The organism is Floridaenema evergladense BLCC-F167 (genome assembly GCF_041929205.2).
In the GTDB taxonomy this organism is placed as follows: Bacteria; Cyanobacteriota; Cyanobacteriia; order Cyanobacteriales; family Aerosakkonemataceae; genus Floridanema; species Floridanema evergladense.
Genome location: NZ_CM171625.1, coordinates 122,550 through 146,825 on the forward strand (window position 1 = coordinate 122,550; position 24,276 = coordinate 146,825).

Below are 24,276 nucleotides of genomic sequence, written 5' to 3' on the forward strand. Positions count from 1 at the left end.
GTTGTAGCGACTTCAGTCGTTTCTTTCCTCCAGAATAGCACTGAAGTGCTTACAACGAACCTGGTTAATAAGCGGCTAATTCGGTAACTCCCAATTTTTTAAACATTGCTTCTCGCGCCTGCATTGCTAATCCATCATCTAATAACTTTAATTCAACATTTTTCTGATATTTTTGTTGTAACGCTGTCTTAATTAACCAATCAGCTAAAAAGGGATTTTTCGGTAAAACTGGGCCATGAGAATAAGTAGCGATCGCATTATGATAAAATGCGCCTTCCATACCATCTTCGCCATTATTCCCGTAACCGCTGATTACTTTTCCTAATGGTTCAACCTTGCCTAAATAAGTCCTTCCACCATGATTTTCAAAACCAATAATTACAGGCGGTTTACCTAACATTCCCGTTAATTCTTCAGCTAATTTCGATGCAGTAATTTCAAAAACTACGTTACCAATACAGCGTTTTGCTTCGATTCCCGGATGCTTACTTACAAAGTCAAATAATCCTAAACCTTCAATTCTTTGACCTAATGCAGGTTCGTAATAATGACCTAATAATTGTGGTGCGCCACAGGTAAAAACTCCGGGTGTTCCTGCTTCTATCTTTTCGCGCAATACTGTTGCTTTGACACCTTTTAAATCGCGCATGACTATTTCTTGTTGTCTGTCTTGTGCGCCGCCACCAACTAACAAATCAACTTGATGAATTTCTGTTACAGATGCTTGCAAATCTAGGGGGATTACTTGTACATTAAATCCATGCCATTGAGCACGTTGTTGAATGCAGATGACGTTTCCGCGATCGCCATAAGTACTCATTAATGTTGGATAAAGCCAACCAATTTTTAATTCCATTTCTTGATTGTTCATTGTGGTTTTAATGGGGTTAAAACTAAACTACCTCTTTGGGGAAATTTGCCGTTTACTGATTGTTCAAATCGCCAGTGTTGGACAAACTGGTTTAAGAAATTCTGCCCTAAAATTCCGTCAACTGCAAGCACTTTGAGAACGGAAGTATTTAAAACTACTGCTTCTAAATTGTTTATTTGGTAATTTTGCATTTTAACTAGGTCAAGTGTGAGAGATTTCGCAGGTTCTAAACCGCAAAAACCCTGCACGCTGATATCTTGCATTTTACTAGAAGCGATCGCCAATTTACCCGCAACTTCCTGAGAAATAAAAATACTTTCTGCGCCAGTATCAATTAAAAAAGTAAATGGCCCTTGCCCATTAATTTCTACTTCTGCTAACATAACTCCCAGCTTACCTTGCAGGGTAATAGCCCGATTTTTATCTGCAATAGGTAACTGGGAAGGCGACAAAAGTTGTAATTGCTGTTTTTGCGGATTTATTACTAAATCGAATTGACTAAAAAAATCCATTCCCAAAACGCCTGTTAATTCATCAGGAATTACCGCCTTTGACAATTCTAAAACCATTAGATCGTTAATTTGGGCAGTTTGAGCATTTATAGTTGGTAAACGATGCAAAGTAGCATCCATATTTAAACAGTCATTACCCGCCACAGCAAATTGCACTCTTTCTCCGGGAATTGCAGTTCCCTTTAAATTTAATTCCCTAGTTAATTGAGTTGCAATCATTGAAGTTGCTGCACCTGTATCTACCAAATACCTCCCAGATTTTCCCCCTAATTTTAAATCAATTGTCCAAACTTGTCCGCCTTCAACTAAACGCATTGGTAAAGTCGCTTCGCCGGAAACTTTTGGCGGTGGTAACTCCATGTTTTGTAAACGAACGATCGCTTTTAGTTGCGATATCTTGGAAAATGCAATACTTGTTCTAAGACTAAAATCAATTGCTGAGACAGAAATATTTTCTATTAAACCACAGATGAAACACAGATGAACACAGATGAACACAGATGAAATTAACGATAAATTTAATTTACTCATTTTTCTTCTTTCTCTCTTCTCTCTGCGTCTGTAGCGGTTCAAAAAACTAAGAACAAGTAGTCAAAGGATTACCACATTGATCGTTAACAGCTAACCAACCTTGCACTCTTTGATAACCAACAAACGCCCATTTTCCTTGACATCCTAACAAAGTTACTGCCGTATTGGAAGGAATTGTTCCTATTTCCTTTCTACCACCATCGGGCCTAGAATAAACAGAAACTTTCTTTTTTTCATAACCGCGAGTACTAGTTCCTAATTTAGCAGCATAAACCCAACCTTTGCCTTGAAAAATCACTTTACCACTTGCATCTTCAGCTTTATTAATTGCTACCCAATTTCCCTGAGAAGCAATTACATCAACCAATACTCCATCTGTATTTGTCGGCAATTTTCCCAAAATTTCCCCGCTAGTATTGGGATTAGCACGCACATTCAAACCTTGGGGATCTTTGTCGATTACATAAGCGTAAATTTGACAAGCTTTTTGATTTGATGTCACCTGTTTATGTAATAATGTTGGTGCAGTTTGGGAAACTAAAAACAGATTGGGATTTTGCCAACCGACGACCAAACCTAATAATAGATTAGTTAACAATGGAATTTTCATATTGTACCCTTCTGCCTTCTTCACAGAATTTGTTTACCTGTCAGCAATCCCCGCACTTCTAACATTGCCGAATAGGTTGGTAAAATATGTAAAGTTTCACCAACTGGCGTGTGTTCTAACGCAGTAGCGATCGCCTCTGACAAATCCTCCTTGACGATCAATTTACAGCCATTGTTCCCATTAGTTTGGCTATACTTAATTCGTAATGCCATATCATAAACCCGATCGCCACTAACCACAATATTTCCCCCCGATGCCACTAACTTTTCCGTATCCACATCCCAAATCCAAGAAACATCAGTACCATCGGGAATGCGATCGTTTAAAACCATTAAAGTAGTAGCTGCACCCCCAGCTTTTTTCACCTCATTCACCGTGCGAATTGTTTCATTCATCCCCACCGGATTTTTAGCTAACAAAATCCGCACTTTCTTCCCCGAAACTTCCAACTCTTCCGCACGTCCAAAAGCAGCTTGAAAGTTTTTGATAGTCTCTAAAATCGTACTTTCTGCAACGCCAATTTGTTGCCCTAATAAAGTAGCCGCCAAAGTATTATATTTATTGTACAGTCCGATGAGAATTTGCGGCCATTTGCTACTATCAATATTAACTTGGCTCTTTTTAAATCCGCAATTCGGACAATCAAAATCTCCCAAATGGGAAAGGTAAACCCCTAGATAATTTAAAGATTCACCGCAATTCGGACAATAAATTGAGTCTACCGCATGGGGAATTTCATCTAAATAATATTGCGGTTCGCTTAAACCAAAAAATAAAACTTTCTGCGTCAAATTCTGCCCTAAATAAGATAAAGTCGGATCGTCAGCATTAGCAATTATTACTGTATCTGCGGGGAGAGTTGCGATCGCCTTCGACCAACGTTGACTAATCGTATCAACTTCCCCATATCTATCCAACTGATCCCGAAACAAATTCAAACACAAAATAAACTTCGGTTGAATCTTCGGTAAAACCTTGGGAATTACATTTTCATCAACTTCTAAAATCGCATAATCTGCCTTTAACTTACCAAACAAATTAGTCCGTTCAATTAACGCCGTCGCTAAACCATTTTCTAAATTCGCGCCAGCTTCATTATGTACAACTCGCCAACCCTGATTTTCTAACATCTTTCGCAGCAACCGCGCAGTTGTAGTTTTCCCATTCGTACCCGCAATCACGATCGCGCCGTACTTCACTTGACGACTCAGCAAACATAAAATTTGCGGTTGAATCTTACTCGCAATTTCTCCCGGTAAAACACTCGCTGCACCTAGTTTCAGCGATCGAATTATATAAGTAATAGTATTCGCAGCTGAAACTGCCACACTCAGTCGCCATTGATCCACCAAATTAATTTTCACTAACCCTTCCCTGCGATCGACAAACCTACAAACTCAGTTGGGATTATATCGTTTCTTTTGAAATTTGCTATCGGGAAGTTGGTTGTAGCGAACTGCCTTTACTCAGATGTTGCACTACTGGAGGTAGAACCTCCCAGATCCTCGTTCCCAGGTTCAACCTGGGAACGAAAATGGAGGCTCTGCCTTTTGGTACAAGATCTGAGTTTACCTGTTCCTCAACCCCTCAAAAATTAAAAAGCGATACCGCCATTGTCATTGACGATATCACTTCTCAAGCCTTTGTTGAATTTAATACACCAAATCCACTCCTGATTACCAAAGACCACGAATTGGTCGTGGTGGTGGTGGCGGTGGTGGTGGCGGTGGTGGTGGCGGCGGTGGCGGTGGCGGTGGCGGTGGTGGTGGTGGTGGTGGTGGCGGTGGCGGTGGTGGTGGTACTGGTCTCGGCGGTGTTACCGCGATCGGTGGTCTGTACAATCTCACTTCGTAACCGCACTGTAATTTCGTAGCTTCTACCAGCGTTCCCGGTCGCAATGGCAGGACTGCGGCATCCACCATATCCAGCCTAGCATCCACAAATTGACCGTCTTTCGCTTTGATTGTTGCTATATCGCCAACAATACTGACTATTCTGCCAATCAGTTTTTCTCCGGTGTTTAACTTCAGGAGATTTTCATCTTGACCTTTTTGGGACTCACAAAAATTTCGTTGTTTCGTATTAGGTGGTTCAACAGCGATCGCTGGATGCACTGCTAGCAGGGTCAGCAATAGCAATAGACCCCTACTCACCAATGCGTTCACTTTCCTCACATCCATTACAACCTCACTTGGAGACGAATTTGCTACAAACAGAACGCTTTTGCTCAGTTCTTCGTAGCTACCCAGAGCAGATCTACTAAAAATTCACCATTTGCCAGAGGTAGTTGCTTTTTGGGAATCTTGATTTAGAGATATTCGCTTGGGATAGAAGTTTAGGTAATAATACCTAGCCTTTTAACGCTATTGAGAACCGCAGAAAGCGAACGTAAAGCAAATAGCACTTCATAATATAGCGGATCTGTGACCAAAAAAGCATGAATACGAAATTAAAATACTATAAGACCTAACCAGCAAGCTGGTATAAGTCTGAAGTCTCGTTATATCGTTTGCTAGGAATAACAAATGAAAGGAATGGTGAGAGGAGAAGCATTAACTAAAGGCTTCCTGTTAATCTGTTTTAGCACAACATTTTTTTCACTCTGGACTCAACCGCAGGCGACAGCCTCTACCTCCAGGAATAAGCAGTTAGAACTTACTAAAAGTCAGCTAATACCTCAAGGTCACATAGCACCCACAACTCCATTACCAACTCAAACTCCCGGTACTGTGCAACCCTCCCCTGTTAGTCCAGTTGAAGATACTTGGTTAAAAATTAAGTTAACAGAACGCCGTGTTTATGTTTATCGAGATAATCAGGTAAAAACTAGTTTTCCTATTGCGATCGGCAAACCTGGTTGGGAAACTCCCACAGGTAAATTCCAAGTAATACAAATGGTTAAAGACCCAGCTTGGCAACATCCCTGGAATGGTAAAATTTTTCCCCCAGGCCCAAATAACCCTTTAGGCGTGCGATGGATTGGTTTTTGGACTGATGGCAAAAATACCATTGGTTTTCATGGTACTCCCAACGAACGGGTCATGGGACAAGCCGTTTCTCACGGTTGCGTCAGAATGCGAAATCGTGATGTAGTTGCTTTATTTGAATTGGTCAAAGTAGGCACAACAGTAGTAGTAGAACATTAGTATATCTACGGATTAATGCCGCACTTTTAACCAAAAATTCTCTAATCTATAGCTCTTGTCTGGACATTAAAAATTATTAATCTCCTTTCCCTGTACTATCAGTGCAGGGTTTAATTATATAAATGTTTTGCTGTTTGCTTTTTACTACACAAATGTTGTTTATTTAGAAATATTACTAAGCTGACTCCTAGTTTATTAAATTTCAATTTAAATACATCAAATTGTTATTTGTTGAGAAACATTATTGATATTTACAAAATAAAATTTACAAACATTAAGTAATGCTGTTTAAATAGGCACAAATGAAAATAATTATGCAAAACTAAAGTTAGATGTAAAAGAGATAGTTAAGTTATACGAACAGGAGCAGCACAAGCATACAATCTCAAGTTAACCAACAAAAAAAGACCAGTTAGATAGCTAAAAATCTATCTTTTCTTAAACAATTGACTAACAAAAAAGAAAGAAAAGATTAAGCTAGATGAGTTTGAGTTGGTGAATGTGTTAGGAGCTACAAAAAAGCTTTGAGCGTTAAAAGATACTAGCTCGAAATCGTAAGGAAATAAACTATGCAATCTACGACAACAAAAGACCCACAAAAATCAACAAAAGAACATCCCAGTGGAGATAAGCGTTTTAAGGCATTAGATATTACGATGAAGCGCAATCAATACCGTCAAGATGCCTTAATTGAAGTACTACATAAAGCGCAAGAATCATTTGGTTATTTAGAAGAAGATGTATTACTCTATATTGCCAGAGGATTGAAGTTACCTTTAAGCCGTGTTTATGGTGTCGCCACATTCTATCATCTATTTTCTTTGAAACCGAGTGGCGCTCATAGTTGTGTAGTTTGCTTAGGTACTGCTTGTTATGTAAAAGGTAGCGGACAAGTCTTGGAAGCACTAGAACAAAAAACTGGAATTCATCAAGGTGAAACTACTCCAGATGGACAAATGTCGCTGTTGTCAGCACGTTGTATAGGTGCTTGTGGCATTGCGCCAGCAGTGGTTTTTGATGGCACAGTAGCGGGTAAAGTTAAACCAGAAGAAGCGCTAGAAAAAATCAAAAATTGGGGTGTTAATCCAGGGTAATTGCTAATTAAATCAAGGCAAAATTACCAGTTACCAATTAATATTGACGAATTAGTGATTTAACGACTATGGATATCACAGAATTGCAAGAAATTGCGGAAAAAGAGCGTGCTAATCAGAAAGAAATTCGCGTTCATTGTTGCACTTCCACAGGTTGCCGTGCTGCCAATTCAATGGGTGTAAAAAAGAATTTGGAAACGGCAGTTAAACAGCATGGAATGAGCGATCGCGTACAAGTTGTCGGCGTAGGTTGCATGGGTTTTTGTGGCAATGGCCCATTAGTAGAAATTGTTCCCCAAGATAAACTTTACGAACAAGTTACACCCAACGATTCTGAGAGTATTATTAATGCTTTAAATGGTGGTGGGATACCTACCGCACCAGAAGGTGATTTAAAACATCCATTTTTTGCTCGTCAAGTGCGAATTGTGCGGGAAACTAGCGGTAAAATTGACCCCGAAAAAATAGAAGAATATATCGCTGCTGGTGGTTATCAATCACTATATAAAGTAATTCATGATTTCACACCGCAACAAGTAGTAGAAGAAATTACTAAAAGCGGTTTGCGGGGTCGAGGTGGTGCAGGTTATCCTACAGGTTTGAAATGGGCAACTGTGGCGAAAATGCCACCCGGACAAAAGTATGTAGTTTGCAATGGTGATGAAGGCGATCCCGGTGCATTCATGGATCGATCAGTCTTAGAAAGCGACCCCCACAGAGTTTTGGAAGGAATGGCGATCGCAGCTTATGCCGTTGGCGCAAGCGAAGGTTACATTTACGTTCGCGCTGAGTATCCTTTAGCTATTGAACGATTAGAAACTGCCATCAAACAAGCTAAAAAATATGGAATTTTAGGCAGTCAAATCTTTGAATCAAATTTCGACTTTAAAGTGAGCATTCGCATCGGTGCAGGTGCATTTGTTTGCGGCGAAGAAACAGCTTTAATTGCATCCATTGAAGGCGGCAGAGGAAATCCTCGCCCTCGTCCTCCTTACCCAGCACAATCAGGACTTTGGGATTGTCCAACTTTAATTAATAACGTAGAAAGCTTCGCTAATATCGCCGCAATTATCCGCGAAGGTGCAGAATGGTACGCTAGTATTGGCACCGAAAAAAGCAAAGGAACCAAGATTTTTGCTCTCACAGGAAAAGTGAAAAATAACGGTTTAATTGAAGTGCCAATGGGCATTACTTTGCGCGAAATTGTTGAAGAAATGGGCGGCGGAATTCCAGGCGGCGAAGTAAAAGCTGTGCAAACTGGAGGGCCTTCAGGCGGTTGTATTCCTGCTTCTTTATTGGATACTCCTGTTGATTATGAATCACTCGCTAAAGTCGGATCGATGATGGGTTCTGGCGGTATGGTGGTGATGGATAAAGACACAAGTATGGTGGAAGTTGCCCGATTTTATATGGAATTTTGTCGGGGTGAAACTTGTGGAAAATGTATCCCTTGTCGTGCTGGTACGGTGCAAATGTATCAGGCTTTAACGAAGATTATTAATGGTGAAGCGACTGAGCTTGATTTGGTGAAGTTGGAAGAACTTTGCGACATGGTTAAGTTTACTAGTTTGTGCGGTTTAGGTCAGTCGGCACCTAATCCAGTTTTGAGCACTTTGCGCTATTTCCGTGAGGAATATTTGGCTTTGTTGAAGCAGGGGGTTCTTAATGGAAAGGTTGCTGTTCATGGTTAGGAATTTTTTTAATTTAACCGCAAAGGACGCAAAGGGAAGAAGAGGGAGGTTTTATGTCTGTTAAGACGTTGAAGATTGATGGTAAGGAAATAGCGATCGAAGAGGGCGCAACATTATTACAAGCGGCAAAGGAAGCGGGGATCAGAATTCCGACTTTGTGCCATTTGGATGGTGTTTCTGATATTGGTGCTTGTCGGTTATGTTTGGTAGAAGTTGCGGGAATTAATCGGCTTTTACCTGCTTGTGTGACGGAAGTTTCGGAAGGAATGAATGTACAAACAAACACTCCGAAACTAAAGGAATATCGCAAAATGATTATCGAAATGTTGTTTGCTGAAGGTAATCATGTTTGCGCGGTTTGTGTGGCGAATGGGAATTGTGAATTGCAAGATTTGGCAATAGAAATGGGGATGGATCATTCTCGTTTTCCTTATCGTTTCCCGGAACGCGATGTTGATGTTTCTCATGATGAGTTTGGCATCGATCATAACCGCTGCGTGTTATGTACTAGATGTGTGAGAGTTTGCGATGAAATTGAAGGTGCTCACGTTTGGGATGTGGGTTTTCGTGGTGCGGCAGCTAAGGTGATTACTGGGTTAAATCAACCTTGGGGCACGGTGGATGCTTGCACTAGTTGCGGTAAATGTGTGGAAGCTTGTCCGACTGGGGCGATCTTCCGTAAAGGCGCAACTGTGGGAGAAATGGATCGCGATCGCAGCAAGTTAGATTTCATCGTTACCGCACGGGAGTTGAAACAATGGACAAGATAAGATTCGCTACAGTTTGGTTGGCTGGTTGTTCTGGTTGCCACATGTCTTTTCTCGACTTAGATGAATGGTTAATTGATTTAGCTGAAAAAGTCGATGTGGTTTACAGTCCTGTCGGTTCAGATATTAAAGAATATCCCGAAAATGTGGATGTTTGTTTTGTCGAAGGTGCGATCGCAAATGAGGAAAATTTAGAGTTAATTCTCAAAGTTAGAGAGAGAACTAAATTCTTAGTTTCCTTCGGTGATTGTGCTGTTACAGCTAATGTTCCAGCAATGCGAAATATGATTAAAGGGACCGATCCGGTGTTAAGACGCTGTTATTTGGAATTAGGCGATATAACTCCACAATTGCCAAATTTCCCCGGCATTGTTCCCGAATTACTTGATAAAGTGCGCCCGGTACATGAAGTAATTCAAGTTGATATGTTCTTGCCGGGATGTCCGCCTTCTGCACCCAGAATTCAAGCAGCATTAGAGCCACTTTTAAGGGGAGAAAAACCTGTAATGGAAGGGCGAGAAATGCTGAAATTTGGTTAATTTTTATTAGTCATTAGTCAAGGTCTGACAAATGATAGATGACAAATGACTATCAAGTAAAGCCCACTGATAGTAAAGGTGTAAGAAAGAGGGTTTTTATGAGTAGGAAAATCTCCAAAAATCAACTTTTTTGGCAAGGGCTAATTACTCTGCTGTTACTTTTACTCATCGGTGGACTCGCTAACCAATTTTGGGGCAGCACTTCCTTAGCTTCTGCGAGTACGCAGTCGGCAACAGTTCTTAACGTTATAGATGGCGATACCCTAAATGTAAGAATGGCAAAATGCAGATTACCAATAAATGGCAATCCTCAACAATGTAGAATCAGAATTGCCTGCATTGATACGCCAGAAAGGGGACAAAATCCTTTCTATCAACAAGCTAAAAACCGACTTGGAGAATTACTGCCTCGCGGAACAAATATTACTTTGAGAGATACAGAAACAACTGCGGGCGATCGCATAGTTGCTGAAGTATTTAAGGGCAGAAGATCTGTAAGTATTCAAATGGTAAGGGAAGGTAAAGCTGTCGCTTATTGCAAACATCTCGGCATTTGTTCTGGTTCTCGCAATGGTTTATTGAGTGCAGAAGCAACCGCAAGAAAAGCAGGTTTAGGAGTGTGGAACCCCCAACGACCTTGGACACAAATTAGAGAAAATCACCCCTGTCGTATTTAAGTAAATTGAGCACCGATTCAAGAGGATTTTATGTCCAAAACAGTAGTTATCGATCCGGTTACGCGCATAGAAGGACACGCCAAAATTTCGATTTATTTAGATGATGCTGGCGAAGTAGATGATGCCCGATTTCATGTAGTCGAATTTCGCGGTTTTGAGAAGTTCTGCGAAGGTCGCCCGATGAGCGAAATGGCAGGAATTACCGCTAGAATTTGCGGCATTTGTCCCGTAAGTCATTTGTTAGCTTCCGCAAAAACAGGCGACAAAATTTTAGCAGTTAAGATTCCCCCAGCAGCAGACAAATTGCGTCGAATGATGAATTTGGCACAAATTACTCAGTCTCACGCTTTAAGTTTTTTCCATCTCAGTAGCCCCGATTTCTTGTTAGGATGGGATAGCGATCCAGCAACTAGAAATGTGTTTGGTTTAATTGCCGCTGATGCAGAATTAGCCAGAAAAGGCATTCGTTTGCGTCAGTTTGGACAACAAATTATCGAATGGTTAGGCGCGAGGAAAATTCACGCAGCTTGGGCGGTTCCTGGTGGCGTGCGATCGCCTCTTTCCGAAGAAGGAAGGACGTGGATTCGCGATCGCTTACCCGAATCTCGCCAAACCATAGAATTAGCTTTAAATCTGTTTAAAGGGATGCTAGATAATCTCACCACAGAAGTTCAAGCATTCGGTAATTTCCCATCTTTATATATGGGTTTAGTCGGCAAAAATGGCGAGTGGGAACATTACGACGGACACCTACGTTTTGTCGATAGCGAAGGTAATATTGTCGCTGATGGACTGAGTGAAGATAATTACAAAGACTTCATTGGTGAAGCAGTAGAAACTTGGTCTTACCTGAAATTTCCCTATTACAAACCTTTAGGTTATCCTGATGGAATGTATCGTGTTGGGCCATTAGCAAGACTAAATGTTTGTGATTACATTGGTACGCCAGCAGCAGACAAAGAATTGCTAGAATTTCGCGATCGCGCCGGGGGAAAAGCAGCTAATTCTTCCTTCTTTTATCACTATGCAAGATTGGTGGAGATATTGGCTGCGATCGATAAAATAGAACAATTAGTAGACGATCCCGACGTAGTTTCCAGTCGAGTTCGCGCCGATGCAGGTGTTAATAACTTAGAAGCAGTTGGTGTTAGCGAAGCACCAAGAGGCACATTATTCCATCATTATCAAGTAGATGAAAACGGTTTAATTCAAAAAGTTAACCTAATCATTGCTACCGGACAAAACAATTTAGCGATGAATAAAACCGTCGCCCAAATTGCTAAACATTACATTCACGGCAACGAAATTCCCGAAGGAATGTTAAACCGAGTAGAAGCAGGAATTCGTGCTTTCGATCCTTGCTTAAGTTGTTCCACTCACGCAGTCGGACAAATGCCATTGCATATCGAATTAATCGCCGCAAATGGCACAATTGTTAACGAAGTTTATCGTAATTAAGTAGTAGGTATTGGGTAGTGGGTAATGGGAATAATTTAATACTCAGATCTGGCAACAAAGGAGGTAGAACCTCCCAAATCTCGTTCCCAGGTTCAACCTGGGAACGAAAGACAGAGGCTCTGCCTCAAGCGTGCAAATCTCAGTAATACCAACTACCAACTACCCACTATCCACTACCCTTACCCAAAAAATATGGAAAAAGAAAATTTATACCTTTGTATGGGTTCCGCTTGTCATCAATTAGGAGTTTATGAAGTATTGCCCAAACTCCAAAGTATGATTACCGAATATCACTTGGAAGACAAAGTAGAGTTAAAAGGTTCCTTTTGCTTAGAAACTTGTAGTGATGGAATCGTCATGAAATTCCGAGAAAAGGTATTTATCAAAATTAGCCCAGATAACATTGAGCAAAAATTTACCCAAGAAATATTGCCAAATATTGTTTAAAAAGGAGGCGATAATGTGTTAAAAAAAACTGAAAAGACGCTGTGGGAACTACTTTGGGAATATGACCCAAATGGTTTAATTGTAATCGATCAAGCAATGCAAATTACTTTAGTAAATCCGGCGTTTTGCAGAATGTTTCAAGTAGGCAGAGAGGACATCATTGGTCAACCAGCAACAGTAGTTCTCAATGATGTAAAAGATTTTCAAAAAGCGTGGGAAAAAAAGCAGGTCATTCGAGTACCAGAAACCGAATACCCAGAACTCGATATGTATGTAAAAGAGGTAATTTTTCCCATTCCAGATGAAGACCTCATCGCCTGTATCATGGTGGATATTACCCATGAAATCCATCGCGAAAAAGAAATGATGAAGCTGAAAAATGAGACATTAACTAAAGTAAATGAAGTAGTAGACAATCAAATGAAAGTAGTCCAACAAATTGCAGGATTACTAGGAGAAACTACGGCAGAAACTAAGGTTAGCTTATTTAAAATAGTCAAAATGCTAGAAAGGGAGATTTCTGAAGATGGATAATTTTTTGGATATTTGCGACCTCAGTTTGAATAAAAAGGGGGAAGAACTTTGCGGCGATAAAGTTAAATTTCGCCGCACTGGAACTAAGACAACAATTGTCTTATCTGATGGTTTAGGAAGTGGCGTAAAAGCAAATATTCTCGCTACTCTTACCACAGAAATTCTCATTACCATGTTGAATGCTGATGTGCCTCTAGAGGAGGTGATTAAAACCGTAATTGGCACTTTACCAATCTGTCAGGTTAGAAAAATTGCTTATGCTACCTTTACCGTAATTCAAATCGATCACGAAACCAATAGGTTTAAAGTAATTAATTTTGATAATCCTCCAATTCTCTATTTTAAAAAAGGTAGGTTAGTTCAATTAGAATCAAAAAAAGAACAAATTTTGGATAAGAAAATTACCTTTTGTGAGGGTGATTTGGAAAGGGGCGATTTTTTGGGCGCGGTTAGTGATGGCGTACTTTACGCTGGATTAGGAGAAACTCTTAACTTTGGTTGGGGTTGGGAAAGTATTTCTAATTATATTGAAGATTTATTTAATAGACAAGTGAATACAGCCCGAAATATTGTTCATCATGTAATTAGTGAAACCCACTCTCTTTATCGAGGAAAAATGGGGGATGATGCTACATTTGTGGGGTTATATTTGCGACGAAGAAATCCTTTAATGGTATTTACTGGCCCACCTTTGGAAAAAGCTAAAGATAAAACTTATGTAGATAGATTCTTAAATTTTGATGGACGGAAGATAATTTGTGGCGGGACTACGGGTAATATTGTGGCTAAATATCTGGGTGAAACTATTGAAATGGATATTGCGACAATGCGAAAAGATTTGCCCCCGATCGGCAAATTAAAAGAAATAGATTTAGTCACCGAAGGAATCTTAACAATTTCTAAAGCGATCGAACTCCTAAGAGACAGCAACTGCGATCCATCAAGAATACCAGTAGATAGTAATGGCGCAGTAATGTTAGCTAGAGAAATTTTAGATGCAGATTCTATCTTGTTTTTAGTCGGACAAAAAATTAATGATTTTTATCAAAATCCCTTGTTACCCAAAAATATTTCGATTCGCCGCAGTTTGGTAGAGGAATTAGTAAAAATCTTGCAAGCAAAACAAAAAGAAGTCACGGTAGAGTATTGTTAAAACAACAGTTAATTATGTCTCTTGAAAATGAATTCTAATCTTTCAGCAACATTAGAGAATTTAAACAAGTATTTCATTGTCATTGGTTACGGCAACGATCTACGCAGCGACGATGGCATTGGGCCTCGCGTTGCTAACGAAGTAGAAGCTTGGGGAATACCAAATGTTAAAACTTTAGCTTTGCATCAACTAACGCCAGAAATTGCTGAGACAATTAAAGACGCTTACGGTGTAATTTTCGTTGATGCTGGTAAATTACCCAATGTTCAGGAGGTGCAAGTACTAACCATAGAAGCAGAAGAAACAGGAAAAAGTATGACACATAATGTCGATCCCCGATCGCTTCTCGCCCTTTCCCAAACCCTTTACAATTCCCATCCCCATGCTTGGTGTATCAACGTACCAGCTGTTAATTTTGAAATGGGAGAAACCCTTTCTTCACTTGCACAACAAGGCGTTTCTGAAGCTTTAGAAAAAATTAAAATTATCCTTCGCCAGTAACTTCATTATCAACCATAAAATTGTTAATTATTGAAAAGGTCGGTAATTTGCTTTGTCATGGGGTTTATGATCTAAGTGAGAACTTACACATTAACATTTTAAGCCATTAGTTTTTGACAAAAGGCTCATCTTTCAGAAATAATTACTAATGGCAATTCATCCAAATTAGAGGTAAAAAAATGTTAAAAGCATCAGATATTATGACCAAAGAAGTCGTTACTATTCGTGGTTCAGCGACAGCGGCGGAAGCAGTAAAATTGATGCGGGAAAAAGGGTTGCATACTTTAATCGTAGAACGTCGCCATGACCAAGATGCTTACGGCATAGTGGCAGATAGCGATATTGTTTATAAAGTAACAGCTTTTGGTCTAGACCCGAAAAAAGTGCGGGTCTATGAAATTATGACTAAGCCTTGCATTGCGATCAATCCTGATTTGGGTGTAGAATATGTAGCCCGGTTATTTGCTAATAACAGCATTCGCATCGCACCAGTAATCCAAAATCAATTGTTAGGCATAATTTCCATTACTGATATTCTCAGTAAAGGTGATTTTGTAGAAAGTCCCAAACAAACTTTCCTCGAACAAGAAATCGAAAAGGCAATTGAAAGCGCCCGTGCTATTTGTGCAGAAAAAGGCGCAAATTCGAGAGAATGCGCTGTGGCTTGGGATATAGTAGAAGAACTGGAAGCAGAAGCTGCTCACCAACGCGCTAGCAAATTGGAAGAAACAGCTTTTCAAAAGTATTGCAAGGAGTTTCCAGAAGCTGTAGAAGCTCGGATGTATGATGTCTAATCAAATTAGCTAATAGTTATGTTTTTGCGGTGTCTTCGCTTTTATTACAATTAGGATAAGAGCGAAGACAGTGTAACAAATTACCAAAAAGCGATTTATTGAAGAAGCAGGCTACCTTCTAGATAAAAATGATAATTATTTAGGTATATATTATAAATTGTTACCAAATCTTGATAAGCGTTAAAAAATACTAAAAAGTTGTCCCCATAATCCATCTTTGGTTAGATGATAAAAGAAGGAGGAATAAGGGAACTACCCTAAAAAAATTCTCCAATAATGCTTATGAGTAAAGGATTGGGTTGATTTCGTACCAGGTTTATCAATATCAAAAGCAACTGCAATGTTGTTTTATAAAGGCTTAATAATCACCTACTTCAACAGTATGGCAACGAAAAATATGGGTGATTTAAGTCAAAGATAAACAAGGCTTACAGAATTTGGGCAGAGAAAAAAATACCAACGAAATTCTGTAAAAAAACAAGCAAAACCTAGTGGGTAACAAAGGTTTGAAATAATGACTACAAGAACTTATGCAACGATCGACGGTAACGAAGCAGTAGCGTATGTCGCTTACCGTTTAAATGAAGTAATTGCCATTTATCCGATTACACCTTCTTCACCGATGGCAGAATGGTCGGATGCGTGGACATCAGAAAATAAACCCAACATTTGGGGAACAGTGCCATCAGTAGTAGAAATGCAAAGCGAAGGTGGCGTTGCTGGTGCAGTTCACGGGGCGCTACAAACGGGCTCGTTAACAACAACTTTCACGGCATCTCAGGGATTATTATTAATGCTCCCGAATATGTATAAAATTGCTGGAGAATTAACACCTACAGTATTTCATATTGCCGCCCGTAGTTTAGCTGCCCAAGGACTTTCTATCTTTGGCGATCATAGTGATGTGATGTCAGCGCGAAGCACTGGATTTGGGATGTTATGTTCTGCATCAGTGCAAGAAGCGCACGATTTCGCTTTAATTTCCACCGCAGCTAGTTTAGAATCGCGGATTCCTTTCTTACATTTCTTCGATGGTTTCCGCACTTCTCACGAAGTTCAAAAAGTAGAATTGTTGACAGAAGACGATCTGCGATCGCTAATTTCCGACGAGTTAGTATTTGCTCATCGGGAAAGAGCATTAACACCCGATCGTCCGGTATTAAGAGGAACTGCTCAAAACCCCGACGTTTACTTCCAAGCACGCGAAACAGTTAACCCATTTTATACAGCTTGTGTAGACATTACTGAAAAGGTAATGAATGATTTTGCTAAACTAACTGGACGGCAATATCAACTGTATGAATATCACGGCGATCCTACAGCAGAAAGAGTAGTTATTTTAATGGGTTCCGGTTGCGATGCTGCCCATGAAACCGCCGACTATCTCAACAATTTAGGCGAAAAAGTTGGGGTATTAAAAGTTAGATTGTATCGTCCGTTTGATGCCAAACGCTTAGTCGCAGCATTACCAGAAACGGTGAAATCGATCGCAGTTTTAGACCGTTGCAAAGAACCGGGCGCAGGTGGCGACCCTCTCTATTTAGATGTAATTACTGCCTTAACCGAAGAGAATCGGACAGGCATCAAAGTAGTAGGTGGACGCTACGGTTTATCATCTAAAGAATTTACGCCAGCGATGATTAAAGTCGTATTTGATAATCTCGCTGCTGCCGAACCGAAGAATCATTTTACAGTGGGAATTAACGACGACGTTACCCACACCAGCTTAGAATTTGACCCAGAATTCAGCATAGAACCAGATAGCGTAGTTCGGGCAGTATTTTATGGTTTAGGTGCTGATGGAACAGTTGGCGCGAACAAAAATTCAATCAAAATTATTGGCGAAGAAACTGACAACTACGCCCAAGGTTATTTTGTTTACGACTCGAAGAAATCTGGATCGGTAACAGTATCTCACTTGCGCTTTGGGCCAAATCCAATTCGTTCAATTTATTTAGTCAGTCAAGCTAATTTTGTAGCTTGTCACCAGTGGGGATTTTTAGAACAGTTTGAAATGTTGCATATTGCCAAACCTGGGGCAACATTCCTGTTAAATAGTCCTTATGACCCCGAAGAAGTTTGGAGTAAATTACCTCGTTCAGTCCAAGAAACCATCATCAACAAAAAACTAAAATTCTTCGTTTCCGATGCCAATAAAGTAGCGAGAGAAAGTGGCATGGGAAACAGAATTAACACCGTGATGCAGGTGTGTTTCTTTGCCCTTTCGGGAGTGTTACCTAAAGAGGAAGCGATCGCCCAAATCAAGAAATCCGTTCAAAAAACATACGGTAAGAAAGGGCCAGAAATTGTCGCCAAAAACATGAAAGCGATCGACAATAGTCTGGATAATTTATTTGAAGTAAAAGTTCCCGATCGCATCGATAGTGAAATTAGCATTCGTCCCCCTGTACCCGACACAGCACCCGCATTTGTGCGCGAAGTATTAGGACAAATTATTGCTAAGAAAGGCGACGAACTTCCGGTTAGCGCCATGCCAATTGATGGTACTTATCCCACTGCCACATCGAAATGGGAAAAACGTAATGTTTGCCAAGAAATTCCGGTTTGGGACCCCGATGTTTGCGTGCAATGTGGTAAGTGCGTGATGGTATGTCCACACAGCGTAATTCGCAGCAAAGTTTACGAACCCAGCGAATTAGAAAACGCACCGGAAACATTCAAGAGTGTTAACGCAAAAGACCACGATTGGAAAGGCTTAAAATTCACCATTCAAGTAGCACCAGAAGATTGTACAGGTTGCGGTGTTTGTGTGGATGTTTGCCCAGCGAAGAATAAATCTCAACCGAAACTGAAAGCGATTAATATGGCAGAACAATTGCCATTAAGAGAACCAGAAAGAGTAAATTGGGATTATTTCTTAAGCTTGCCAAATCCCGATCGCCGCGAATTGAAATTGAACAAGATTAATCAACAACAAATGCAAGAACCTTTGTTTGAATTCTCAGGCGCTTGCGGTGGTTGTGGAGAAACACCTTACTTGAAATTAGTTAGTCAGTTATTTGGCGATCGTATGGTAGTTGCCAACGCCACAGGTTGTTCCTCAATTTATGGTGGTAACTTACCGACAACACCTTGGGCACAAAATGCTGATGGACGAGGCCCAGCTTGGTCTAATTCCTTGTTTGAAGACAACGCCGAATTTGGCTTAGGTTTCCGCGTATCGATCGACAAACAAACCGAATTTGCCGCTGAATTACTGAAGAAATTAGCCAACGAAATTGGCGAAACTTTAGCAACCGAAATCCTCAACAACGAACAAAAGAACGAAGCCGCGGAGGCCAAAACGCAGCGAGAGACAACAGAACAGCGAGAGAAACGACGAAGCCGACATTTGGGAACAACGAGAAAAAGTTGCAGCCTTAAAACAACGCTTAGACGAAGTAGTTAATTCAACATCGGATAACAGCGTTAAAGCCAAAGCAAAACAACTGAAATCTCTAGCAGATTATCTCGTCAAAAAGAGCGTTTGGATCATCGGTGGAGACGGTTGGGCTTATGATATTGGTTACGGCGGATTAGACCATGTAATTGCTAGCGGACGTAACGTAAATATCTTAGTTTTGGACACCGAAGTTTACTCAAATACTGGCGGACAAATGTCCAAAGCCACCCCTCGTGGTGCCGTTGCAAAATTCGCCGCTGCTGGTAAACCTGCTGCTAAGAAAGACCTGGGTTTAATTGCTATGACTTACGGCAATGTTTACGTTGCTAACGTAGCAATGGGCGCAAAAGATGAACATACATTGAAAGCTTTCTTAGAAGCAGAAGCTTACGACGGCCCATCATTAATTATTGCCTACTCTCACTGTATTGCTCATGGTATTAACATGACCACAGGAATGCAACAACAAAAAGCAGCAGTAGAATCTGGTGCTAAATTGTTGTATCGTTACAATCCAGAACGAGCAATTAAAGGTGAGAATCCGCTGCAATTAGACAGTCGATCGCCGAAACTTCCGCTCGAGCAATATATGTATGCTGAAACTCGGTTTAAGATGCTAACAGCCAGCAAACCAGAACAAGCAAAACGGCTACTTCAAGAAGCACAACAAGACGTAAATTCTCGTTGGGAAATGTACCAATATTTAGCCGCCCGTCAATGGCACGCTGCTAACAGCAACGGTCATAATGGTGATAGTAAAAAAGGTGAAAGTTCCGACAAAGGCGAAGAAACAACAGGCGGAAAATCCGAAGCGCTGAAAAGTTAATTAGAAGGCAGAAAGCGGGGAGGAAAAGGGGAGGTAGAACCTCCTGACATCTCGTTCCGAGGCTCAGCCTGGGAACGAAAAACAGAGGCTCTGCCTCTGGGTAGAAAGCGGAGGTAGAACCTCCCAGCGTTCATTCCCAGGTGGAACCTGGGAACGAGAGAGTCCCCAGTCCCCAACAGAAAGGTTAGCCTGATTTTATTAGGAGAAATAGAATGGATTTAACTACTAATTATTTGGGATTAACGTTGCGATCGCCTATTGTACCTTCAGCCGCAGCACCCCTCACCGAAAATGTAGACAACATTAGAAGAATGGAAGATGCAGGTGCAGGTGCAGTAGTTTTGCACTCTTTGTTTGAAGAACAAATTCGGCAAGAACGCCAAGAATTAGACCATCATCTAACATATCATTCCGAATCTTTTGCCGAAGCACTCACCTATTTTCCCGAACCAGAAATCTTCCACGTTGGCACAGAAGAATATCTAAATCATATTCGTCGCGCCAAACAAATGGTTAACATTCCAATTATCGCCAGCCTCAACGGTAGCAGTATTGGCGGATGGACAGAATTTGCCAGTCAAATTCAACAAGCAGGCGCAGACGCACTCGAATTAAACATCTATTATGTGCCGACAGATTTCAACATGAGTGGCGCACAAGTAGAACAAAATTATATCGACATTGTTTGCGCCGTAAAATCAGCCGTAACCATTCCCGTTGCTGTCAAATTAAGTCCTTTTTTCAGCAACATGGCATACATGGCAAAACGCCTAGAAGAAGCAGGTGCAGATGGACTAGTTTTATTCAATCGTTTCTATCAACCAGACATTGACATTGACGAATTAGAAGTTCGCCCCAACGTTCTTTTAAGTACACCCCAAGCCATGCGTTTACCAATGCGTTGGATTGCCATTTTGTACGGCAGAATTCGTCCAGAATTTGCGGCAACTGGTGGGATTCACAAAGGACAAGAAGTGATTAAAATGCTCATGGCGGGAGCAAAAATCACTCAAGTTTGTTCAGTGTTAATGCGTCATGGAATCGCCCATATTCGGGATATTGAAAACGAAATAAAACACTGGATGATTGAACATGAATACGAATCAGTCAAACAAATGATTGGTAGCATGAGTCAAATCAACTGTCCAGACGAATCAGCCTTTGAACGCGCCCAATATATGCGGGCAGTTCAAACTTACAAACCTGCTATTGCTCTCTCATAATAGTTAGGATTTAGTTAAATTCCCAGGTAATTAAAACAGCCTGGGAATTTCGTATAGAAGGCAGAAGCGAAATGCAAAAGACATTATTTTTAATTAAGAGCCAAACCTTTGCAAAAATCAAAAAATCTATAAAAAACATCTGCGTTCATCTGCGTTCATCTGCGGTTTATCTGCGTAAAAAAGAACTTGCGCCACCAACAATAAAAACATCTGTGTTCATCTGTGTTTATCTGTGGTTAAAAAATCTCTTAACTCTCAGCACTTCACCAAATTACACTTGTAAGCTAAACTTAAACCTTGTGCGTTGCCCATAAAAGAGGAGTAGAATATGTCAGAATTTCTAGACTTTTTGCGACATAAGTTTGCCTACGTAGCTGTAGGAGAATTCAAACCCGGTAAATTTGAAGAAGCTAAACAACTTTACGAAAAAGCAATCTCCACTTACGATCATGGTTTCCAGGGAGCATATTTGTTACAAATTCCCAACACTGATAAAGGGATTGCGATAATTTTTTGGGAAACCGAACAAGACATGGGCGAGAATCAATCGGAAGCCTATAAGGAAATCTTGAAACAAATGACACCTTTGTTTGCTACTACGCCAACAACTGAATTTTATGAAGTGGTAAGTGAAATTGCACCAAAAGAGTGATTTCTTGCTTTAATTAATAAGTTCCTAGTACCAAAAGACATGAAAATGTACCAACGATCGCGCCTTTTAATGATGGCAGGGCTCAGTTGTTATTTAGTAATTGGATCGGCAAATCCTGCTCAGGCAATGCACATCATGGAAGGATTTTTACCAGTGCAGTGGGCTGTATTCTGGTGGGTGGTGTTTATTCCTTTCTTGATTTGGGGTTTGCGATCGCTCACCCGCATTACCCGCCAACATCCTGAAAGTAAGTTGCTCTTAGCATTAGCTGGGGCTTTTACCTTCGTTTTGTCGGCTTTGAAAATTCCCTCTGTCACAGGGAGTTGTTCTCATCCCACAGGCACAGGACTAGGCGCAGTCTTATTTGGCCCAGCCGTGATGTCCGTTCTCGGCGCTTTGGTATTGTTATTTCAAGCGTTGCTCTTGGCTCATGGCGGCTTAACCACCTTGGGAGCAAATGCAGTTTCAATGGCAGTAGTGGGTCCCTTCGTCGCTTACGGTGTCTATCAACTGGTGATGAAAGCCAGCGGTAAACAAACATTGGCAATTTTTCTGGCAGCATCTTTGGCAGATTTGGTAACTTATGTAGTGACTTCGGCTCAACTGGCGCTGGCGTTTCCGGCAGCGGTGGGTGGTTTTTGGGCAGCTTTTATGAAATTTGCGGGGATTTTTGCGATAACTCAGATCCCGCTGGCTGTTAGTGAAGGGTTGCTTACAGTGCTGGTGTGGAACTGGCTTGTCACCTACAACCACCAAGAGTTACAAGCACTAAATGTGATTAAAGAAGGAGCATAAAAAATGCAAGTTTCCCGGAAAGGTTGGCATAATTGGCTTTTGGTGTTGGGTGTGGTGGCTTTAGCGATCGCTCCCTTAATCCTAGTTCGCGGAGCCGAATTTGGGGGATCGGACGGTGAAGCAGAGTCCGCAATTCAAGAAATGAACCCTAATTATAAACCTTGGGCAACTCCCATTTTTGAACCTGCCAGCGGTGAAATTGAATCGCTTTTGTTTGCGCTACAAGCGGGGTTGGGTGCTGGTGTGATTGGTTATGCGATCGGGTTATATCGTGGTAGAAAAGAACTGCGTAAACCGGAAGAAAATCAAGAGTAGGAAACCTCTCAAAAACCCGGTTTCTGCTGTGAAATAAACCGGGTTTTTGGGTCATTCTTTTTTCTAGTTTGCTCATGCACCATCATCTTGATGCTTACACTCACACTAATCATCTCAGGCAATTACCACCTTTACAAAAGCTGATATTTGCTCTCACTGCTTTGTCGATCGCATTACTCGCTCATCCCATCACCCAAGCCGCAATTTTTCTCTGGTTGATTATCTGGACGATCGGCTATGCTCGAATTCCAGTAAAAGTTTATGGGCGAGTTTTGTTAGCGATCGGCTTTTTTCTCCTAACCAGTCTTCCGGCGTTATTATTAAATGTTGTGCCGCTCGATCGCATCACAACTATCCAGGCGAGTTCTTTAGGTGGATTAACAATTGGTAATTGGTATCTATTTTTGAGTTATTCTGGATTAATTCAAGCCAGCGAAATTGTTATGCGATCGCTCGCCAGTGTTTCTTGTTTACTGTTTATTTTATTCACGATTCCCTTTGCTGAATTGTTATCTATCCTGCGCCAATGTCGCTTTCCTCCCCTATTACTTGATTTGTTAATGTTGATGTATCGATTTATATTTTTATTTCTTGACGTAGCAACTCAACTTCAGTTAGCAATGACAGCCAGAGGAGGCTATCGAACTCGCCAAAGCTGGATGCAGAGTGTAGCATTGTTAGCAGGACAGTTGGTAGTGCGATCGCTCCAACGCTATCAACAATTTTCTCTCGGACTGGCGGCGCGTGGCTTTAATGGAGAATTTCAAGTATATTCCACCCAATCTTATAACTATTCAAAACGTTATGCTTTAGAATCTTTATTCGGTTGTATTGGGCTAGTCATTTTTGAGTTGAAATTTCGGTGACTCTCTTGGATAATCCCCCATCTATACTAGAATTTGCCAATGTATTTTACACCTATCCAGGTGCAAATAAACCTGCCATTGATGACTTAACTCTGAGAATTCCAGCCGGAAAAAAGACAGCTATTTTGGGACATAATGGCTGTGGAAAATCAACGTTGTTGTTATTAGCAGATGGGTTATATAAATGTAGTGCGGGAATCATTTCTTGGCAAGGAAAAAGACTGGAATATCAAGGGCGATCGCTCAACGAATGGCGACAAAGAATCGGATTAGCTTTTCAAGATCCCGAACAACAATTAGTAGCAGCAACCGTTGCCGAAGACATCTCTTATGGACTTTGTAATTTACAATTATCCAAAGCAGAAATTGCTCAAAGATTGCATCAAACTTTAATTGATTTTAACTTACAAGAATTGGCTAATCGACCATTACATTATCTTAGTTTAGGACAAAAAAGACGGGTAGCTTTAGCAGGAGTAATGGCACTAAAACCGCAATTATTATTACTTGATGAACCCACAGCTTATTTAGATCGTTTACAAACTAACAATTTAATGCAGGAATTAGATCGAATTCATGCTAATGGTACAACGATTGTCATTGCTACTCACGATCTCGATCTTGCTTATGCTTGGGCAGATTGGGCAATTTTACTACATGAAGGGCGATCGATCGTTTCCGATCGAGCAGATCGAGTTTTTAGTAATGTAGCTTTGCTCGAACAGTTACAATTGGGAATACCAATGTTATGGGAAATTTGGAATGCACTACCGATCGATTTACGCGATCGCCAACCTCCACCAAAAACAGTTGCAGAATTGCGATCGTCTTTAATCCACCACCAACATCACCGATAAAAATATCATCTAAA

23 protein-coding genes and 1 pseudogene are annotated in these 24,276 nt (G+C 40.8%); 19 read left to right on the plus strand and 5 right to left on the minus strand.

The window, feature by feature from the left end; all coding sequences use genetic code 11:
- Nucleotides 1-64 precede the first annotated feature (64 nt).
- The 5 genes from ACE1CA_RS00500 to ACE1CA_RS00520 form a co-directional block, all read right to left on the minus strand.
- Nucleotides 65-871 carry a type 1 glutamine amidotransferase gene (locus ACE1CA_RS00500; RefSeq protein WP_413276978.1) on the minus strand — a complete coding sequence of 269 codons (807 nt, stop codon included), beginning with the start codon at nucleotides 869-871 and terminating at the stop codon, nucleotides 65-67.
- A complete protein-coding gene (locus ACE1CA_RS00505) occupies nucleotides 868-1,914 on the minus strand; it encodes a retroviral-like aspartic protease family protein (protein ID WP_413276979.1) in 1,047 nt (348 codons plus the stop codon). The genes ACE1CA_RS00500 and ACE1CA_RS00505 overlap by 4 nt, the downstream gene beginning before the upstream one ends.
- 46 nt (nucleotides 1,915-1,960) lie before the next feature.
- On the minus strand, nucleotides 1,961-2,524 hold the full coding sequence (locus ACE1CA_RS00510; protein WP_413276980.1) for an SH3 domain-containing protein: 564 nt from the start codon (nucleotides 2,522-2,524) through the stop codon (nucleotides 1,961-1,963).
- 20 nt (nucleotides 2,525-2,544) lie between these two features.
- Complete coding sequence (locus ACE1CA_RS00515) at nucleotides 2,545-3,888, minus strand: MurT ligase domain-containing protein (protein WP_413276981.1); 1,344 nt, start codon at nucleotides 3,886-3,888, stop codon at nucleotides 2,545-2,547.
- Nucleotides 3,889-4,200: 312 nt separating this feature from the next.
- Nucleotides 4,201-4,656, minus strand: coding sequence for a hypothetical protein (locus ACE1CA_RS00520; protein ID WP_413276982.1), 456 nt, complete (start codon nucleotides 4,654-4,656; stop codon nucleotides 4,201-4,203).
- Nucleotides 4,657-5,058: 402 nt separating this feature from the next.
- On the opposite strand from ACE1CA_RS00520, the gene ACE1CA_RS00525 reads away from it, so the two are divergent.
- From ACE1CA_RS00525 to ACE1CA_RS00615, 19 genes and pseudogenes are all read left to right on the plus strand, one after another.
- On the plus strand, nucleotides 5,059-5,670 hold the full coding sequence (locus ACE1CA_RS00525) for a L,D-transpeptidase (RefSeq protein WP_413277030.1): 612 nt from the start codon (nucleotides 5,059-5,061) through the stop codon (nucleotides 5,668-5,670).
- A gap of 569 nt (nucleotides 5,671-6,239) precedes the next feature.
- Nucleotides 6,240-6,764: a bidirectional hydrogenase complex protein HoxE gene (gene hoxE, locus ACE1CA_RS00530; RefSeq protein WP_413276983.1), complete on the plus strand. Its 525-nt coding sequence runs from the start codon at nucleotides 6,240-6,242 to the stop codon at nucleotides 6,762-6,764.
- A gap of 68 nt (nucleotides 6,765-6,832) precedes the next feature.
- Nucleotides 6,833-8,455: an NADH-quinone oxidoreductase subunit NuoF gene (gene nuoF, locus ACE1CA_RS00535; protein ID WP_413276984.1), complete on the plus strand. Its 1,623-nt coding sequence runs from the start codon at nucleotides 6,833-6,835 to the stop codon at nucleotides 8,453-8,455.
- Between the two features lie 53 nt (nucleotides 8,456-8,508).
- Complete coding sequence (gene hoxU, locus ACE1CA_RS00540; protein WP_413276985.1) at nucleotides 8,509-9,225, plus strand: bidirectional hydrogenase complex protein HoxU; 717 nt, start codon at nucleotides 8,509-8,511, stop codon at nucleotides 9,223-9,225.
- Entirely contained in the window at nucleotides 9,213-9,761 is a 549-nt protein-coding gene (locus ACE1CA_RS00545) for an NADH-quinone oxidoreductase subunit B family protein (protein ID WP_413276986.1), read from the plus strand. The genes hoxU and ACE1CA_RS00545 overlap by 13 nt, the downstream gene beginning before the upstream one ends.
- Before the next feature lie 98 nt (nucleotides 9,762-9,859).
- Nucleotides 9,860-10,438 carry a thermonuclease family protein gene (locus ACE1CA_RS00550; RefSeq protein WP_413276987.1) on the plus strand — a complete coding sequence of 193 codons (579 nt, stop codon included), beginning with the start codon at nucleotides 9,860-9,862 and terminating at the stop codon, nucleotides 10,436-10,438.
- Between the two features lie 30 nt (nucleotides 10,439-10,468).
- Nucleotides 10,469-11,896, plus strand: a complete 1,428-nt coding sequence (locus tag ACE1CA_RS00555; protein WP_413276988.1) for a Ni/Fe hydrogenase subunit alpha — start codon at nucleotides 10,469-10,471, stop codon at nucleotides 11,894-11,896.
- Between the two features lie 192 nt (nucleotides 11,897-12,088).
- Nucleotides 12,089-12,343, plus strand: a complete 255-nt coding sequence (locus ACE1CA_RS00560) for a (2Fe-2S) ferredoxin domain-containing protein (RefSeq protein ID WP_413276989.1) — start codon at nucleotides 12,089-12,091, stop codon at nucleotides 12,341-12,343.
- Between the two features lie 15 nt (nucleotides 12,344-12,358).
- Nucleotides 12,359-12,877 carry a PAS domain-containing protein gene (locus ACE1CA_RS00565; protein WP_413276990.1) on the plus strand — a complete coding sequence of 173 codons (519 nt, stop codon included), beginning with the start codon at nucleotides 12,359-12,361 and terminating at the stop codon, nucleotides 12,875-12,877.
- A complete protein-coding gene (locus tag ACE1CA_RS00570) occupies nucleotides 12,864-14,030 on the plus strand; it encodes a SpoIIE family protein phosphatase (RefSeq protein WP_459563582.1) in 1,167 nt (388 codons plus the stop codon). The genes ACE1CA_RS00565 and ACE1CA_RS00570 overlap by 14 nt, the downstream gene beginning before the upstream one ends.
- Before the next feature lie 27 nt (nucleotides 14,031-14,057).
- Nucleotides 14,058-14,531 (plus strand): hydrogenase maturation protease, encoded by a 474-nt coding sequence (locus ACE1CA_RS00575; protein ID WP_413276992.1) that lies wholly within the window; start codon nucleotides 14,058-14,060, stop codon nucleotides 14,529-14,531.
- Nucleotides 14,532-14,710: 179 nt separating this feature from the next.
- On the plus strand, nucleotides 14,711-15,325 hold the full coding sequence (locus tag ACE1CA_RS00580) for a CP12 domain-containing protein (protein WP_413276993.1): 615 nt from the start codon (nucleotides 14,711-14,713) through the stop codon (nucleotides 15,323-15,325).
- A gap of 514 nt (nucleotides 15,326-15,839) precedes the next feature.
- Nucleotides 15,840-19,554, plus strand: a pseudogene (gene nifJ / locus ACE1CA_RS00585) (pyruvate:ferredoxin (flavodoxin) oxidoreductase).
- Between the two features lie 212 nt (nucleotides 19,555-19,766).
- A complete protein-coding gene (locus tag ACE1CA_RS00590) occupies nucleotides 19,767-20,777 on the plus strand; it encodes a dihydroorotate dehydrogenase-like protein (protein ID WP_413276995.1) in 1,011 nt (336 codons plus the stop codon).
- A gap of 328 nt (nucleotides 20,778-21,105) precedes the next feature.
- Nucleotides 21,106-21,429 (plus strand): antibiotic biosynthesis monooxygenase family protein, encoded by a 324-nt coding sequence (locus ACE1CA_RS00595; RefSeq protein ID WP_413276996.1) that lies wholly within the window; start codon nucleotides 21,106-21,108, stop codon nucleotides 21,427-21,429.
- A gap of 72 nt (nucleotides 21,430-21,501) precedes the next feature.
- Nucleotides 21,502-22,224 carry an energy-coupling factor ABC transporter permease gene (locus ACE1CA_RS00600; protein ID WP_459563583.1) on the plus strand — a complete coding sequence of 241 codons (723 nt, stop codon included), beginning with the start codon at nucleotides 21,502-21,504 and terminating at the stop codon, nucleotides 22,222-22,224.
- Nucleotides 22,225-22,227: 3 nt separating this feature from the next.
- The gene (locus tag ACE1CA_RS00605) at nucleotides 22,228-22,539 is read left to right on the plus strand and encodes an energy-coupling factor ABC transporter substrate-binding protein (protein WP_413276997.1); all 312 of its coding nucleotides are present in this window, start codon (nucleotides 22,228-22,230) and stop codon (nucleotides 22,537-22,539) included.
- A gap of 74 nt (nucleotides 22,540-22,613) precedes the next feature.
- Complete coding sequence (gene cbiQ / locus ACE1CA_RS00610; RefSeq protein ID WP_413276998.1) at nucleotides 22,614-23,405, plus strand: cobalt ECF transporter T component CbiQ; 792 nt, start codon at nucleotides 22,614-22,616, stop codon at nucleotides 23,403-23,405.
- A complete protein-coding gene (locus ACE1CA_RS00615) occupies nucleotides 23,402-24,262 on the plus strand; it encodes an energy-coupling factor ABC transporter ATP-binding protein (RefSeq protein ID WP_413276999.1) in 861 nt (286 codons plus the stop codon). Before cbiQ ends, ACE1CA_RS00615 begins: the two co-directional genes overlap by 4 nt.
- The last annotated feature ends 14 nt before the right edge of the window (nucleotides 24,263-24,276 follow it).

Excerpts from the sequence above, each read along its gene's own strand:
- ACE1CA_RS00500 (WP_413276978.1), bottom strand. The coding sequence starts at position 871 with ATGAACAATCAAGAAATGGAATTAAAAATTGGTTGGCTTTATCCAACA.
- ACE1CA_RS00505 (WP_413276979.1), bottom strand. The coding sequence starts at position 1,914 with ATGAGTAAATTAAATTTATCGTTAATTTCATCTGTGTTCATCTGTGTT.
- ACE1CA_RS00510 (WP_413276980.1), bottom strand. The coding sequence starts at position 2,524 with ATGAAAATTCCATTGTTAACTAATCTATTATTAGGTTTGGTCGTCGGT.
- ACE1CA_RS00525 (WP_413277030.1), top strand. The coding sequence starts at position 5,059 with ATGGTGAGAGGAGAAGCATTAACTAAAGGCTTCCTGTTAATCTGTTTT.
- hoxE (WP_413276983.1), top strand. The coding sequence starts at position 6,240 with ATGCAATCTACGACAACAAAAGACCCACAAAAATCAACAAAAGAACAT.
- nuoF (WP_413276984.1), top strand. The coding sequence starts at position 6,833 with ATGGATATCACAGAATTGCAAGAAATTGCGGAAAAAGAGCGTGCTAAT.
- hoxU (WP_413276985.1), top strand. The coding sequence starts at position 8,509 with ATGTCTGTTAAGACGTTGAAGATTGATGGTAAGGAAATAGCGATCGAA.
- ACE1CA_RS00545 (WP_413276986.1), top strand. The coding sequence starts at position 9,213 with ATGGACAAGATAAGATTCGCTACAGTTTGGTTGGCTGGTTGTTCTGGT.
- ACE1CA_RS00550 (WP_413276987.1), top strand. The coding sequence starts at position 9,860 with ATGAGTAGGAAAATCTCCAAAAATCAACTTTTTTGGCAAGGGCTAATT.
- ACE1CA_RS00555 (WP_413276988.1), top strand. The coding sequence starts at position 10,469 with ATGTCCAAAACAGTAGTTATCGATCCGGTTACGCGCATAGAAGGACAC.
- ACE1CA_RS00560 (WP_413276989.1), top strand. The coding sequence starts at position 12,089 with ATGGAAAAAGAAAATTTATACCTTTGTATGGGTTCCGCTTGTCATCAA.
- ACE1CA_RS00575 (WP_413276992.1), top strand. The coding sequence starts at position 14,058 with ATGAATTCTAATCTTTCAGCAACATTAGAGAATTTAAACAAGTATTTC.
- ACE1CA_RS00580 (WP_413276993.1), top strand. The coding sequence starts at position 14,711 with ATGTTAAAAGCATCAGATATTATGACCAAAGAAGTCGTTACTATTCGT.
- ACE1CA_RS00590 (WP_413276995.1), top strand. The coding sequence starts at position 19,767 with ATGGATTTAACTACTAATTATTTGGGATTAACGTTGCGATCGCCTATT.
- ACE1CA_RS00595 (WP_413276996.1), top strand. The coding sequence starts at position 21,106 with ATGTCAGAATTTCTAGACTTTTTGCGACATAAGTTTGCCTACGTAGCT.
- ACE1CA_RS00600 (WP_459563583.1), top strand. The coding sequence starts at position 21,502 with ATGGCAGGGCTCAGTTGTTATTTAGTAATTGGATCGGCAAATCCTGCT.
- ACE1CA_RS00605 (WP_413276997.1), top strand. The coding sequence starts at position 22,228 with ATGCAAGTTTCCCGGAAAGGTTGGCATAATTGGCTTTTGGTGTTGGGT.
- cbiQ (WP_413276998.1), top strand. The coding sequence starts at position 22,614 with ATGCACCATCATCTTGATGCTTACACTCACACTAATCATCTCAGGCAA.